We start from the raw sequence: 14,758 nt of genomic DNA, 5'->3' as shown, positions 1-14,758 counted from the left end.
TAGCGAGCCGAACATAGTCGGCTCGTCAGTGTTGACTATTAATTCAAGGTGGCCACTCGGCTCACTTTGCCTGAATCACTCACTGTTCTTAGTTGAACAGCACTTGATGTTGTTAATGTTACGGGTCCTGTATAGTCATGCCATGTCATTCCATTGTCTAATGAGTACTGGGTCTGCATGCCAACAAATCGTGTATTAACGATTAACTGGCCATTATCTATCGTCGCCCCAGGAAGTGGGATACGATAATTTACTCCAAACTGTTTAGGTATTTGAGCATTAATATCGACAACTTGGTAGTAGTCCAATAGTGGTAAGGCATGTTGCCCTAATGTGTTTGTAAATGTATGCCATGCTTGTTCAGTGGCTAAACCTTCGGCTGGCATATCTTGCACCCAAGCTCGCTCTGCTGCGCCGAGTAACTTAGGAAATGTCATGTAGTCTAATATTTCGGGTGATTTTTGGTTTTCACCAAACAGCTGCGCCTGAATACCTTGCACGTTTTGTTTACCCGTTTCACTGAGTAAAACCCACTTAGGATCCCATGGTACAGGGTTGCCAAGTTTGTCTTTTACCGCGTTGGCATAAATATTAAATGGGCGGTACTCAAATGTCTTTTTCGTGTCTGTATAGCCTGCCCAATGATAACCAATTTCATCAGGGTGCTTGTTGTAAGCTAAATCAAGATACAAGTTAGTTGCATGAGCAAGTACTACTTTTTTACCTTGGTTTGCGAACTTATAAGCTTGATGTTCATTTCCCCAGCCCCAGACATTATTCCAAAACACAGGGTAGATATCGCCGTAGTCAACATTGCCTGTGCCGTTGTGAGACAACACGTCTCCCCAACTTGCCATATCGAAGCCGTGTTGATTAATTATTTGTTTCCAACGAAGAAAGAAGTAATCAAAAATTTCAGCATCTGTTTTCCCTGCTGTGGCAGGGTTTTGTTGTATTGCAGGAGATTGTGCCCACCATTCGTTTGGACCTAAGTGAGGCAATTCATCGCCCCCGCCGTGCAGGCGTGTGATGGTTGCATCAGGTACTGCATCATAAATTGCACGTGTTTGCTCAACAACATGATTTAAGAAAGTAAACGTGCTCTCTAAGGATGGATTGATAAAGTTGTCAGTGTAAAACTGTGGTGTGTAATATTGAGACTGGTCGAGTGGGTCGATTAATCTATATTTAGACGCTTCGATTGGGTCTGTATTTTTGTACTTATTGTAGCGATATTCCATTGCTTTAATTGCTGCGCGGGCATGAGCAGGAAAATCATATTCAATAATAACATCAATATGACGGTCGGCTGCGTATTGCAAAATTTCTTTAAAGTCTTCAACAGTGTAAAAACCCCAGCCCTTACCTAGGTAGTTTTGCTGCGCGATTTCGAACCCTTGAAAACTGGGCGGGGTACCTAAATTCGCTGCTGTTTTATCACTTGGTTTATTGTCAATGCCATCACCTTGAGCAAATTCATTGGCTGCGCCCATAAATGTATGCAGCATAGATGTTTCATTGAGGTCATAGCCACGCTTAGCACCAAATTCAGTTAACTCAGGAATACCAGGAATTTCTAATCGCCAGCCTTCGTCGTTGGCGACATTAATTTCAAACTTATTTAGTTTGTAAAAAGCCATTAAATCTAACAGCTTAAACACAGTTTCCTTTGACTGAAAGTTACGAGAAACATCAAGCATCATACCGCGGTACTCAAATCGAGGCGCGTCTAAAATCGTCGTGGCAGGTAGAATGGTGTTGTCGGATAAGGTGCTTGAGTTTTTTGCATTTTTATACACTGATGTGGGGATCATCTGGCGTAGTGTTTGTATTGCGTAAAATACACCTTGCTCATCGCTGCCTGTAATTGTAATACCCGTAAATGGATCTACCTCTAGTTTGTAGGCACTTTTATCAGCTTGATTATCTTGGTTAGCATCTAAATGTGGATCAAGTTGTAACTTGATATGATTTGGGCCATTTTGAGTGGTTGTATTAACTGCAAATGTGCCACTTAATATGTCGCTTAAAGCAGTTTGTAAAAAAGCCGCTTCTTTATTAAGTGATGCTGGTGCAGAAATCGTTGTTAGCTGACTCATCAATGTTAAAAACTCATTGTCGATTGTAACGACTGAATGAGGTTGTGGAACCAGCTGGTTTTTTAATGGCAATGAGAGAATCGATGCATTATTTTCAGCATATCTCAATGCGGTGGTTTGCACGGGCATCACATCATTTGTGGCCTGTGTCGTTTGTTTAGGATCGCTAGGGTCCATAAACACATCAACAAGTACAGCTTGAGGCGTTTGTCCGTTATAGCTGATGTGAAAGCCAGAAGGAGAGTCATTTTTCAGCATTTGCCAGTATTGAGCAATGATCTCAATTTCACGCGACTCCCCAGGTTGAATAGGTGTAAAACCAGCAATAGGTTTTAAAACAAAGTAGTCACCGCTTTTGGCGGCATCTGCATTTTCTAGACTTAGTTTTTGTGCGGCAATATGTTGGCGTGCGTATTGTCCATTTGGGTCAGAGTCTGGCAGAACACTGGCTGGTGGTCTTACTGAGCTAAAAAATAACGACCAGCCCGATTCACCTAATGGTTCTAAGCCATTGTTGGTGATTGTTAAACTACCAAGAAAAATATTCTCACCAATCCCATGGTCAATGACCTGCCAACTTAAAGCAAGGTTATCGGGGTGAGGTTGTGCAATGCTAAATTGGCTTGCTGTGAGTAGTGCTAAGCTCGATAGTGTTGTTGTAATTGTGTGCTTCTTTGCAAACATGGTGGCTCCTAAGACATTGTTATTGTATAGATAGAGCTGGTACCGCAAGTTGACTCTAATGTTATAAACGTCTTAAGAAGAATATTTGGGAATTAAAATTTTAAAAAGAGCCCTAAATACTGCTTTTGTATTAGGGCTAAGCGCATTAATGAACTGCAATTTCATCAATATATAAAGGAAGTTTAGGGATCTGAATATCTTGAGATTTCTTGCTATTGATAGCGATCACTTTTAAAAAGCGTAATCTTGTTGGCTGAAAAGATAACACCGACATAGGACCCTGCGGTGAGGTTACTTTTGCCAGTGTTGTCCATTGCTGCTTATCATCAGAGCCGAGAATGACTATTTCTGTTGGCGGATGCAGCTGGCGGTGACGACCACTGTTATAGCCTAATTGCACTTGTTTAACTAAAGTCGGTGATTCAAAATCAATAATAGCCTCAAGATCGGTGTCATAAAAAATAGCGTAATCTTCGACACTATAAAACTGATCAAATGCAAACTGACCATCTTGCAATTTATGCGCTGATTGCTCAGCTGCAGGGTAAGTTAGGGTGATGCTTTTACCCAGTGCTAGGTGAGGGCTAAGTGTAAGGCGTGCATCGCCAATAAGTTGCCCTTGTGATTTTACATAGCTGCGAGCACGGACTTGGGTGTATGATTTAATCGTGATAGGTGCTTGATACTTATTAGACGCTAAAGTGGGTTCGCTGCCATCAAGCGTATAATAAATAGCGGTACCTTCGATATCAGTGGTTATTGTGACAAGCAGTTTATTGTCTTGAACTGTACTACTGATAATCGGTTTATAGCTACTTTTAGCGGTATTGATATGCATTTTTTGATAGCGTTTTAATAAGCTAGGTAAGCGGTTCTGACTATAATCATGCCATGATTTACCTTCTTTATTTGACCATAAGGTTTCACTTAGCGCACTGAGTCTAGGGAATAGCATGTATTCAGCATGACGCGGTGTTTTAATATACTCAGTCCAGAGTGCGCCTTGAGCACCTATAATATATTCGCGCTGTTGAGAGGTTAAATGGCTAGGCTCAGGGTCGTATTGATACACATTTTTTAAACGCGATAATCCGTGAATTGCCTTGGGTTCATCAAGGTTACGAGATTGATAGGCATCAAAATAGATATACTGGTACGGACTCATAATGACTTGATGTCCCATTTTTGCTGCTTGCACGCCTCCTTCGGTTCCTCGCCAAGACATGATGACAGCATCATCAGCAACTCCACCTTCTAATATTTCATCCCAACCAATGACTGTTTTATCAAGATCCTGCACTATTTTAGCAACTCGCTTAATAAAGTAGCTTTGTACTTGCTCTGGCGTAGTGAGGTCATGTTGCTGCATTAATTTTTTCACAATGGGGCTTTCTAACCATTGTTTTTTTATTACTTCATCACCCCCTATATGAATGTATTTACTAGGGAAAAGTGCTGCGACTTCTTTGTAAACAACAGATAAAAACTCAAACACATCCTCGCGAGGGCATAGCACGTCTTCAAAAATACCAAATTGTGCTTGTACGTCGACTGCCTGCTGGTGGCAAGACAGCTCAGGATAAGCAGCCAGTAATGCCGTGCTGTGTCCTGGAATATCTATCTCAGGGATCACCTCGATGTGACGTGCTTTAGCATACTCTACGACTTCTTTGATTTGTGCTTTTGTATAGAAGCCTGAAACGCTTTGGTTATCAAACAAAGGTTTGTAATCATAAGTATGACCAACGACTGTATGAGGGCGTGTAGCGCCTATTTCAGTAAGTTTAGGGTATGCATCAATGGCGATACGCCAGCCTTGATCATCGGTTAGATGCCATTGAAAAACATTAAACTTATGCATTGCGAGCCAATCAATGTATTGTTTTACAAAACTCACATCAAAGAAATGGCGGCTGACATCTAAATGCATGCCACGATAGGTAAATCGAGGTTCGTCGAGTATTTCTGCACTGGTAATTAGCCAGCTTCGTTGGTTTATTGGCATACGAGATTCTATTTCAATAGGGAGCAGTTGCCTAAGTGATTGCATCGCCCAAAATAACCCCTTTGCTGTGCTGGCCTTTATTTCAATAAAACCACTTCTCACTATTAATTGATAACCTTCCTTAGCCACTACTGAGTCGGTAATGTTAAAAGCGATGGTGTTTTTCATCGTATTTTTTGCGTGTAATACAGGTAATTCATAGCCGGTTGGTGGGCGTAGAAACTCAGCAAGTTGCAGAGCCACTTGTTTTGCATCTTGGTGGTTATAGCTAATTTGTGTGTTGTGCATTAAGTGAAAGTGATCTTCACCATATTGGCTGCTTGTTGGCTTTGGTGTGATGTTAGCGCTGACATAATAAGGAGCTAATAGCAGAATGAATAACACAAAGCTGCTTCGCAAGTACTGGTAAAAAGCATTTTTAATCATTGTTATTTCCTAAGAAAAGCCCGCATTTGCGGGCTTGGATAAACTAATCAGCACTGGGCATAGTGCAAATTAGCAAGGGGTAGGTTAAAAATTAAGGGTTAACGAAGCACTAATGGTTCGGCCTAAAATAGGGCGCGCGTAGTAATAGTCGAAACCAGCTTGGACATCGTTAATGGCACGCGGATTACCTTCAGTTAAGCCTAACTCGTCAGTTAGGTTGGTTGCTTTTAAATGAACGGCAGCGCTGTCATTAAAGCGATAATTAACGCCCATATCGACGGTTGTGTATGCAGGGAGTTCAAACTTATTCTCGCCGTCTGAATAACGTTCACCTAAGTGGTGTACGGTTAAATAAACATCACCATCATCAAAATAATAGGTGGGCGTTAAACGTAGCTGAATTTTTGGTGTACGTTTAACTTGCTTGCCTTCCCAATGTTTAAAAGCACCGGTGAAGCCTTCCATCTTAGGATCTTGTAACACACCCGTTAAATCCAGTTGAATGTTTTCGTGTGCTTGCCAAACGGCTTCAAATTCAATACCGTCGGTGACGGTATCGATAGTTTGATTAGCTACTTCACCATTACTACCGGTAAAGTTACGCTCTACTAGGTCATTGAACTTTGTTCTAAATAAAGTCACTGATGCGCCGAGTGTGTCGCCAGAATAACGTCCACCAAACTCACTGAAGGTAAGGTTTACACTGTCATTAAAGTCTGCATCAATTCCGGCATGTATATTTTGTCCATAGCTCATCAAGCGTGGCATCTCAAACGCATCTGCATAGCGGCCAAACATTGAAACACTGTCAGAGAATTTATAGTTAAAACCAATCGTCCATGCTGTTTCCGTTTCATCGCGGGTTTTTGATAAGTAGTTGTTCGAGGGGGTATCAACATAGTTATTGGCAAGGTTGTTGTCAATGTCATTGCCATTGGCATCGAAAGCACCATCCACTGGCACAGCAAACTGGGTTGCTGATGCGGTACTATCCAATTCTAACCACTCAATACGAATGCCTCCGTCAATACGAAGACTATCAGTGGCTTGAAATTGCTCATTGATAAACAGTGAGTGTGATGTGCTTGTACCAAATGCAGTGGCTTGGCCCCAGCCAGGTGCATAGCCTGTTGAACCGTTGTCGGTTAATTGACCGACTACTTGCTGGTTGTCATCCAGAGCAACAATATCAAGAAGCCGTGCATTATCTTTTACTTCTGTTAAGAACTGTGATTCCCATTTATCAACGGGTAGCGAGTTTGCATCAACGTATGCGAATAGCCAGCCCATTGTGAGCGTGTGGCGATCACCTTCGTAAGTAAAATTGAGTTTATTGACGAATTGCTCGGCATCATATCGTGAATAAAGCGGATAGCTTGTTGTCACTAAACCATTGCCGTTTAAGTTTGTTACATCGTTGAGTATTTCGCCTGTATCAACATATTGATATTTAGCTGCAACAGCGCCGTCAGCTGCAAATTGGTCAAGCATGGAGAGTACATCTTGTCGACCAAGTCTATCGTTGGCATTTACTAAAGTGGAGTTATCGAAATTGAGTAGGATGTACATGTCGTTTTCAAAGCTTGAATAACGGCCTGCTGTATTTAACAGCCAACGATCATTTAGTTCCCAATCAAGGTTATAGCCTAAAGTGGTAAACTTAGTATGCTGCCCATCTTTAAGATCGCGTGTTTTGTAGCTACCATCTTCTTGTAGGTAATTTAAAAGACGTTGACCATTTCCGATTAAGGTTCCGTGCTGTGGATCCACACCAGCGATCCCTTCTGGATTTTTTTGATCTTGTAGAGGGATAGGTACAAAGAATGTGGTGTGGTCGTTTAAGTGCTTGGCAGAGAGTGTAAGTTGACCTTTATCAAACTCACGGACAAGGTTTAATCTCAGTTGTCCGCCGTGATCAGCCGTAAATTCTGTATCCCTTACGCCATCAGAGCGACGATAAAAACCACCGACCGACATTTTCCAGTTTTCACTAATAGGTGTGCCATAGAAAAACTCACTGCGGTATAGGCCATAATCCGCCGTAGTTAGACGAATGGTTGCTTCTTCGACACTATCAGGTTTTCGTGTAATAAAGTTAACCAAGGCCGCAGGCCCATTGGTTGTTAATAGGCCTGATGTACCACCACGCACAGCTTCCATGTGTTCAATAGTGATGTCTTGGCGTTGATAAAAGTCGACCCACACACCGTCATAAACAACCGGTAAGCCGTCTTCTTCAACACCTATATAACGAAAGCCTTCACCGCCACGTAAGCCCCTTGGAGCCACATTGTTGTTGGTTTCACCGCCAGAATCTTCGACCCAAAACCCAGGCACAGTTTCAAGTAAATCGGCGGTGCCTAGCGGGGCCTCTCTAGCAAGTTGCTCGGCATCTAGCGTAGTAATTGATACGGATGATTCAAGCTTGGTTTGGCCGCGGCCACCACTACCTGTTACGACAATTCGCTCAAGATCGAGAAGTTTTTTCTTTTCTGATGCAGGCTTAGTTTCTTGTTCAGTATTTTGAGCTGCTTGTAGGTTTAAGCTCAAGCAGGCACTTCCGATTGCCAATGCTAGTAAGTGCTTTCTATAGCGAGGTGTGTGTGTTTTCATTTTATTCCCTTCATTGTTGTTTTTTATAAAGCAACGAATGGCTGCTTTAAATCTATTAACGAATGAAGGGATATTTTTGGGAATAACTTCTAAGGTAAAATTGAGTGTTTAAAAAACTTAATTAAATCAATGTTAAAATCAGTTGGTTTTATGGCCGCTTCAAGATTTTCATGGCAGCGACTGTTAGCAAGGTCTATGTCATGTATTTCTGTATAGTGAGAATGTTTTGCATTGTAGAACACTTTAACTTGCGGCTTTAAAGGACTTGTTGGGTTGCTACGTGTCACCACTGCTAATTTTTGGCTTTCTAATTTAACTAAAGTACCGACAGGGTGAATACCAATACATTGAATAAATTTAGTGACCAAATCACCATCAAAACTATCAGGGCAGCCATCTTTGAGTATTTTGAATGCTTTAATCGGCTCCATACCTGCTTTGTAGACGCGTTCGGCGGTGAGGGCATCATATACATCGACAATTGAAGCCATGCGTACATATTGGCTTAATTCATCGGCATGCTTGCCAAAAGGGTAGCCGCTGCCGTCTAAACGTTCATGATGAAAAGCTGCAATTTCAACCGCTATTCCGCTTAGCCCAGACTCCTCGAGAATCTCTTTACTAAAACGGGCATGATTTTGGATCACTTGATATTCTTCATCTGTCAATTTCCCAGGCTTATTGAGAATGTGGTCTGGAATATTTATCTTACCAATATCATGCAGCAGGGCACCTGTTGCTATCTCTTGAATGATGTCTCTATCAATACCTAGGTGTTTAGCAAAAATACTAATTAAAATAGACACATTGATTGAATGCTCTAGGAGGTAGGCGTCTTTTTCACGCATACGCGTAATACAGGCAAGGGCATCTTGATTACGAAACACTGAGTCTATAAAGCCACTTGCTAGCTCTTGAAATGGTGCAACATCAATTTTATTGCCGGCTCGAATATCATCGAAGGCTTTGCTCTGCAATGACTTGGCTTCAGTGTATAAGCTGTTGGCTTTTGTCATTTCTGCACTAACGCTGTGTGTTGTGTGCCATGGGTTATGTTGCTCAACTTTTTCAGCCGCAGCAGGAGGGGGGGCTTTTTTCTGCACCACTTTGTTTTCTTTGTTTAAAGTGAGTGTTTTGTCGGGATCAATTTCAACTTCTAGAATACCAGCTTTAATTAGTTTATCTATACTTCCTTGCGTTTTTACCCAACCTTGGTTTTTGATGCGGATCTTACCTGTTTGTTTTGTTACGCTTTGCACAAACATGCCGAGTTTAAGTTGATTAATAGGAAGTGTTTTCAAGGACATTACTTCAAGTTGAATACATTACTATAAAACTAGCAGATATTTCGTATCTGAGTAAATAATAATAAAGGTGAGTTTTTAGGTAATAAGTATGTTTTTTGAATTGAAAACAGAAAAGTTTCAATTGTTTAACCTGATTATACGAAAAAAGCCTCTACAAAAATTGCAGAGGCTTATAAAACTTAACTAAGAAGATATTCTTAAAGCTTACTCGTCATCTTCAACAAGCGTCATAAGTGATGTATTACCACCAGATGCTGTTGTATCGATACTGATAGTTTTCTCAGTGAGTAAACGTTTGATCAGCGTGTCATAATATTCAGAGCTAATTACCGGCAGTATTGCACCTTTACGTTGTGCTAGCTGCTGGCTGAAGTAGCCTAAACGTGATGAACGAGCAGCTACAACCGCACCAGCAAGGTGAGGGTGCGCTAAGATAGCTTGCAACTGGTTAGGCTTGGCAACTTGGAAAACACCTTCAGCAATACCTGTTGAGATAAACTTATCTCTAAACGCAACAGCTTCCTCATAGAACAACTCAGAGGCAACAGTAATTACTGTATTACCCGCGGCAAGTGCTGTGATAATAGAGATTGCCCAGAAGTTAAATGATGTGCTCTTATCAGCATAACAAACCACACAACCACGCGGTTCAAGGTGAAGCGTATTAGATTCACCTGTAGGTCCAGGTAATACAGTGTGTTTACGCATGTGCTTTTCAAGGCGGTTAAGCTGCGCACGTGCGTCTGCAAGTGTTAATGCTAAGTCATCAGCAAGCTCGTCGATAATTTCAACTGTTGCAACTTTGGCTAATAACTGACGAACAGCAGAAACACGGTCATTTAATGGTGTAGCACGCCAGATTTTTTCATCGCGTAGTGAGTTCTCCATTAACTTAGCAACTTGCTCAGCCGCACCTGAATAGTGGTGAGTGTCTAGCTCATCAGGTGATAGGTTCGTCATTTGTACGTTGTCTGGTGACGCTTTCTCTTTCACTAAACGCTGTAAATAGTTAGGACCACCTGCTTTAGGGCCAGTACCTGAAAGGCCACGACCACCGAAAGGTTGCACACCTACGATTGCACCGATCATGTTACGGTTGATGTATACGTTACCTGCACGAGACATCTTTGCTAAGTACTCACAACGCTCTTCAATGCGTGAGTGAACACCCATTGTCAGGCCGTAGCCTGTACCATTGATTTGATCGATAACGCTATCAAGCTCAGTGCCTTTGAAGCGAATGATGTGAACACATGGACCAAATACTTCACGTTTAAGTACAGATAAGTCTTTGATTTCGTATAAACGAGGAGCAAAGAAATAAGCGCCATTCTCGTTGTTATCAGGAATAGCACACTCGTAATGAAGTGTTGCGTTACCTTTCAAGTACTCAACGTGCTCATTTAAGTTTTTCAGTGCTTTTTCATCGATAACAGGACCGATATCGGTTGAAAGTAGCGAAGGGTCACCAACATGAAGCTCTTTTAACGCACCTTTTAGCATTTCAATAATACCGTCAGCAACGTCTTCTTGAATAAACAATACACGTAGCGCAGAACAACGTTGGCCAGCACTTTGGAAACCTGAACTGATCACATCATCAACCACTTGCTCAGGAAGTGCTGTTGAGTCAACGATCATACAGTTTTGACCACCTGTTTCTGCAATTAACGGTACTTGGATATCGTTACGTGCAGCCAGTGTTTGTGAGATTAATGTGCCTGTTTCAGTTGAACCGGTAAACATAACCGCTTGAATACGCTCGTCAGGTACAATTGTTTTACCTACTTCGCTACCACGGGCAATAACAGGTTGCACTACATGCTCAGGTAAGCCGACAGAAAGCATCAGTTCAATCGTACGAAGAGCGATTAAACTTGTTTGCTCAGCTGGTTTTGCAATAACCGTGTTACCAGTCACGATAGCAGCCGCAACTTGACCTAAGAAGATAGCCAGTGGAAAGTTCCATGGGCTGATACATAAGATTACACCACGGGCTTCAAAGCGCTCGTCTTGTGATAATTCTTCTGCACGTGCAGCGTAGTAACGACAGAAGTCAACGGCTTCGCGTACTTCATCAATACCATCTTGTGCGACTTTACCCGCTTCTTTAATACAAATAGCAACTAGCTCATCGTGGTGACGCTCTAAAATGTCAGCAACACGACGAAGTAGGTTTGCACGTTCTTTTACAGGGGTTTGTGACCACGATTCAAATGCTTTTTCGGCATTTTCTAGAAGTGATGTCATGTCTTCTGATGTTTGAAGCTTAACATGACCAATGACTTCTTTGTGGTTTGCCGGATTTTTCACTGGCAATGAACCTTCAGGTACATCGCTTAATTCAATGCGGTGTTCTTCAAACCATGCATCTAAGTTCTCTTTGAATGGAGTAATAACATTAATATCCGTTAAATCCATCCCTTTTGAGTTTGCACGCTCGTCACCGTACAAATCAATTGGCATATTAATTTGTGTATTGAACTTGTTGCGTAAACCTTGCAAAGTTTCAACTGGATCTGGCAGTAGTGACTCAACCGGCTTAGAGGTATCAACAATGGCGTTAACGAATGATGAGTTAGCACCGTTTTCTAATAAACGACGCACTAAGTAAGCAAGTAAGTCTTCGTGTTGGCCTACCGGTGCGTAAACACGACACTGAATTTTTTCTTGTTCAACAATTTGGTCAAACAACGATTCGCCCATGCCATGCAGACGCTGGAATTCAAATCCATCGTGGTCGCCTTTAGCAACTTCTAAAATCGTTGCTGCAGTGTAAGCATTGTGTGTTGCAAATTGCGGGTAAAGTACATCGCGAGCTTCTAGTAGTTTGATAGCACAGGCTTTGTAAGATACGTCTGTTGTTGCTTTACGTGTGAACACAGGGAAGTGGTCTAAACCATCTTGTTGAGTGGTTTTGATTTCGGTATCCCAATAAGCACCTTTTACGAGGCGAACCATTAGCTTACGGCCTACGCGACGCGCAAGGTCAGCAACCCATTCAACTACAAAAATAGCGCGCTTTTGGTATGCTTGCACAGCTAAGCCAAAGCCATTCCAGTTACCTAGTTCATCATCGCTGAATACGGCTTCGATAATATCTAATGAAATATCTAAACGGTCGGCTTCTTCAGCATCAACAGTGAAGCCGATGTCGTAGCTTTTCGCAGCAAGTGCAAGTTCCTTTAGCTTAGGTACGATTTCTGCCATCACACGCTCACGATGAGTGAACTCATAACGTGGGTGTATGGCAGAAATTTTCACAGAGATACCTGGACTTTTGATAGGACCACGGCCGTTTGCTGCTTTACCAATTGCGTGGATAGCAGTCATGTAGCTTTGGAAATAACGCTCAGCATCTTTCATCGTGCGAGCGCCTTCACCTAGCATATCGTACGAATATACGTAGCCTTTTTGTTCTTTATCAGCAGCTCGTTCAATCGCTTCGTCAATGGTACGACCCATTACGAACTGCTTACCCATGATTTTCATCGCGAAGTTCACAGATTTACGAATAACGGGTTCACCTAGGCGGCCAATGGTTTTCTTAAGTACACCAAATTGCTGTTCTTTCGATTTGTCGCTGTAGTTAACCATTTTACCGGTGACTAGTAGGCCCCAAGATGATGCGTTCACAAATAAAGAATCGCTGCTACCTAAATGCGAGCTCCAATCACCTTTTGCCAGTTTGTCACGAATAAGTGAGTCTTGAGTTGCTTTGTCTGGTACACGTAAAAGTGCCTCAGCTAAACACATTAGAACCACACCTTCTTCTGTCGAAAGTGAGAATTCGTTTAACAGTGCGTCAACACCGCTTTGACCATCTTGATCGCGACGGATATTTAAAACCATTTGACGGGCACGTTCCCATGCACGGCTTCGTGCTTTTACGCCTACTTCAGCCAGCGGTAAGATGTGATCAATAACCGCATTTTCGTCAATACGGTAGAAATCACGGATTTTTTGTCTTATTGGACACTCAGTTGTCAAATCGCCATTAAATAGCATATGTAACCCTCTGGTATGTGGAGTCTAGAAACGCCAAAAAAGCATTTCTTACCATTGATATAATTCGTGCATTCTAATTAAATTCCAGCAGAATATGCTGGTTAAATTTTTCAATTTACGATAATTTACAGGGCATACCTTGAACTTAGCCGCATAAAATTCTGTTATGACCAGCCCGAATAGATTACGCATGTTAGATCGCATTGATTTAGCAATTTTAGACGCTCTGCAAAAAAATGGCAGAATCTCAAACGTAAACCTCGCAAAACAGGTTAATTTGAGCCCCAGCCCGTGCCTTGACCGTGTTAAACGGTTAGAGCAAGAAGGCTATATTGAAGGCTATTACGCTAAGCTTAACGAAGCTAAGCTTAATCAGAGCTTATTAGCGCATGTGCAGGTGTCTTTGGTTACTTCTAACACCTCTGTTTTTAAAGTTTTCAGAGAGTATATTTTAAATATTCCTCAGGTCGTTGAATGTGACATGGTTGCAGGAGGCTATGACTATCTATTGAAAGTGCGTGTTTCTGATATGGACGAATATCGCCAAGTCTTAGGGGATTTAGTCGATATACCAGGGGTTGGCACACACCATACTTATATGGTGATTGAAAAAATCAAACAGGACACAGGGCTTCGATTCGATATTTAATATAAGGAAACCTACGTGGTTTCCTTTTTTGTATTTTAAAAAGTGACTTCAGTGTAAAAATAAACAGCGAATGCTGGAGTCTCATAAGTATTTCCATTACCAGCCTAATTGATATTAATTTTAGCGAGTTTTATTTTCAAAGTCGCAAGCATTGAATCGACAGAACTATCAGCGTGATTGAGTCCATCCATCAGCGTCATAAAGTAAAGGTCAATAATGATATCTGCATCTGTAGGGGTTGCGTCATTATCATTTATCAAGCGTTTCTTAAAAGCATTTAGTTGTGGTTCAAGTTCATTTTGTTGCCACATAATTTCTTTGAATAACTCTCGGCTAAACTCTTTTTTTGCCAAGTAAAAAGCATAGAGAAAGCGAGCATAATGGTACATTCTATCTGTGGCTGTTGTACTGGTATCTAAGCTCTCTGCGGTGCTTAGAATGTCTGTCAGTTCATTTTCAAAGCTGTACTTGAGTATCGCAACCTTAGTCGCAAAGTGACTAAATACGGTGCCATTGGCAACATTGGCTGCCTTTGCAATATCTCGCGTACTCGTTTGATGATAACCCTGCTCTGAAAACAACTGCCATGAGGCTGTTAGTATCTGCTGTTTTGTTTGCTCTTTCTTAGTCACTGCACACTCCAATTTTTATGCTATTTAACCAGAAATTTAAAAAATCTCAATCAAGACTATTGTAAATTGAGCGCGCTCAAGTTTAAAATGAGCGCGCTCAATTAATAAAAGGTTAGCACCATGGACATATTAAAACGCTTTATTGGCTATGTATTATTTTTACCCGGTATTTTCTTTTATAGCTTTATTTTAGGCCCCTTACTTATTGCCGTACTAGTACCAGGGGGGCTGATGTTATTGCTACTGATTTTAGGTTATAAAGGGGGCTTTTTAGTGCTAAAACGAGAAGTGCTTAATACACTTAAGCAAAAATCCCCTTAAAGCAATGTTGGTAG

General features: G+C 41.6%; 8 protein-coding genes. 2 read left to right on the top strand and 6 right to left on the bottom strand.

The features are described from left to right. Positions 1-38: 38 nt before the first annotated feature. From L3V41_RS03670 to putA, 5 genes are all read right to left on the bottom strand, one after another. Positions 39-2,783: a family 20 glycosylhydrolase gene (locus tag L3V41_RS03670; RefSeq protein ID WP_237127177.1), complete on the bottom strand. Its 2,745-nt coding sequence runs from the start codon at positions 2,781-2,783 to the stop codon at positions 39-41. 145 nt (positions 2,784-2,928) lie between these two features. Further along, positions 2,929-5,214 (bottom strand): family 20 glycosylhydrolase, encoded by a 2,286-nt coding sequence (locus L3V41_RS03665; protein ID WP_237127176.1) that lies wholly within the window; start codon positions 5,212-5,214, stop codon positions 2,929-2,931. A gap of 84 nt (positions 5,215-5,298) precedes the next feature. Further along, entirely contained in the window at positions 5,299-7,827 is a 2,529-nt protein-coding gene (locus L3V41_RS03660) for a TonB-dependent receptor (RefSeq protein WP_237127175.1), read from the bottom strand. Between the two features lie 89 nt (positions 7,828-7,916). Next, the gene (locus tag L3V41_RS03655) at positions 7,917-9,128 is read right to left on the bottom strand and encodes an HD-GYP domain-containing protein (RefSeq protein ID WP_062568772.1); all 1,212 of its coding nucleotides are present in this window, start codon (positions 9,126-9,128) and stop codon (positions 7,917-7,919) included. Positions 9,129-9,338: 210 nt separating this feature from the next. Next, positions 9,339-13,142 (bottom strand): bifunctional proline dehydrogenase/L-glutamate gamma-semialdehyde dehydrogenase PutA, encoded by a 3,804-nt coding sequence (putA, locus tag L3V41_RS03650; RefSeq protein WP_062568773.1) that lies wholly within the window; start codon positions 13,140-13,142, stop codon positions 9,339-9,341. Between the two features lie 166 nt (positions 13,143-13,308). Here putA and L3V41_RS03645 point away from each other — a divergent pair, with 166 nt between their 5' ends. Beyond that, positions 13,309-13,791: a winged helix-turn-helix transcriptional regulator gene (locus L3V41_RS03645; RefSeq protein WP_062568774.1), complete on the top strand. Its 483-nt coding sequence runs from the start codon at positions 13,309-13,311 to the stop codon at positions 13,789-13,791. A 104-nt stretch (positions 13,792-13,895) separates the two neighbouring features. On the opposite strand, the gene L3V41_RS03640 is transcribed toward L3V41_RS03645, so the two are convergent. Next, a complete protein-coding gene (locus L3V41_RS03640) occupies positions 13,896-14,423 on the bottom strand; it encodes a TetR/AcrR family transcriptional regulator (protein ID WP_237114404.1) in 528 nt (175 codons plus the stop codon). A gap of 120 nt (positions 14,424-14,543) precedes the next feature. Here L3V41_RS03640 and L3V41_RS03635 point away from each other — a divergent pair, with 120 nt between their 5' ends. Continuing rightward, complete coding sequence (locus L3V41_RS03635) at positions 14,544-14,744, top strand: hypothetical protein (RefSeq protein WP_062568776.1); 201 nt, start codon at positions 14,544-14,546, stop codon at positions 14,742-14,744. Positions 14,745-14,758 lie beyond the last annotated feature (14 nt).

Origin of the sequence: Pseudoalteromonas sp. L21, from assembly GCF_021728035.1 — a bacterium.
Taxonomy (GTDB): Bacteria; Pseudomonadota; Gammaproteobacteria; order Enterobacterales; family Alteromonadaceae; genus Pseudoalteromonas; species Pseudoalteromonas arabiensis.
Note: the sequence above shows the minus strand (reverse complement) of the source record. Positions and strands in the feature narration are given on the sequence as shown.

Bases quoted from the DNA above. Each gene is read 5' to 3' on its own strand.
- L3V41_RS03670 (WP_237127177.1), bottom strand. From the start codon at position 2,783: ATGTTTGCAAAGAAGCACACAATTACAACAACACTATCGAGCTTAGCA.
- L3V41_RS03665 (WP_237127176.1), bottom strand. From the start codon at position 5,214: ATGATTAAAAATGCTTTTTACCAGTACTTGCGAAGCAGCTTTGTGTTA.
- L3V41_RS03660 (WP_237127175.1), bottom strand. From the start codon at position 7,827: ATGAAAACACACACACCTCGCTATAGAAAGCACTTACTAGCATTGGCA.
- putA (WP_062568773.1), bottom strand. From the start codon at position 13,142: ATGCTATTTAATGGCGATTTGACAACTGAGTGTCCAATAAGACAAAAA.
- L3V41_RS03645 (WP_062568774.1), top strand. From the start codon at position 13,309: ATGACCAGCCCGAATAGATTACGCATGTTAGATCGCATTGATTTAGCA.
- L3V41_RS03635 (WP_062568776.1), top strand. From the start codon at position 14,544: ATGGACATATTAAAACGCTTTATTGGCTATGTATTATTTTTACCCGGT.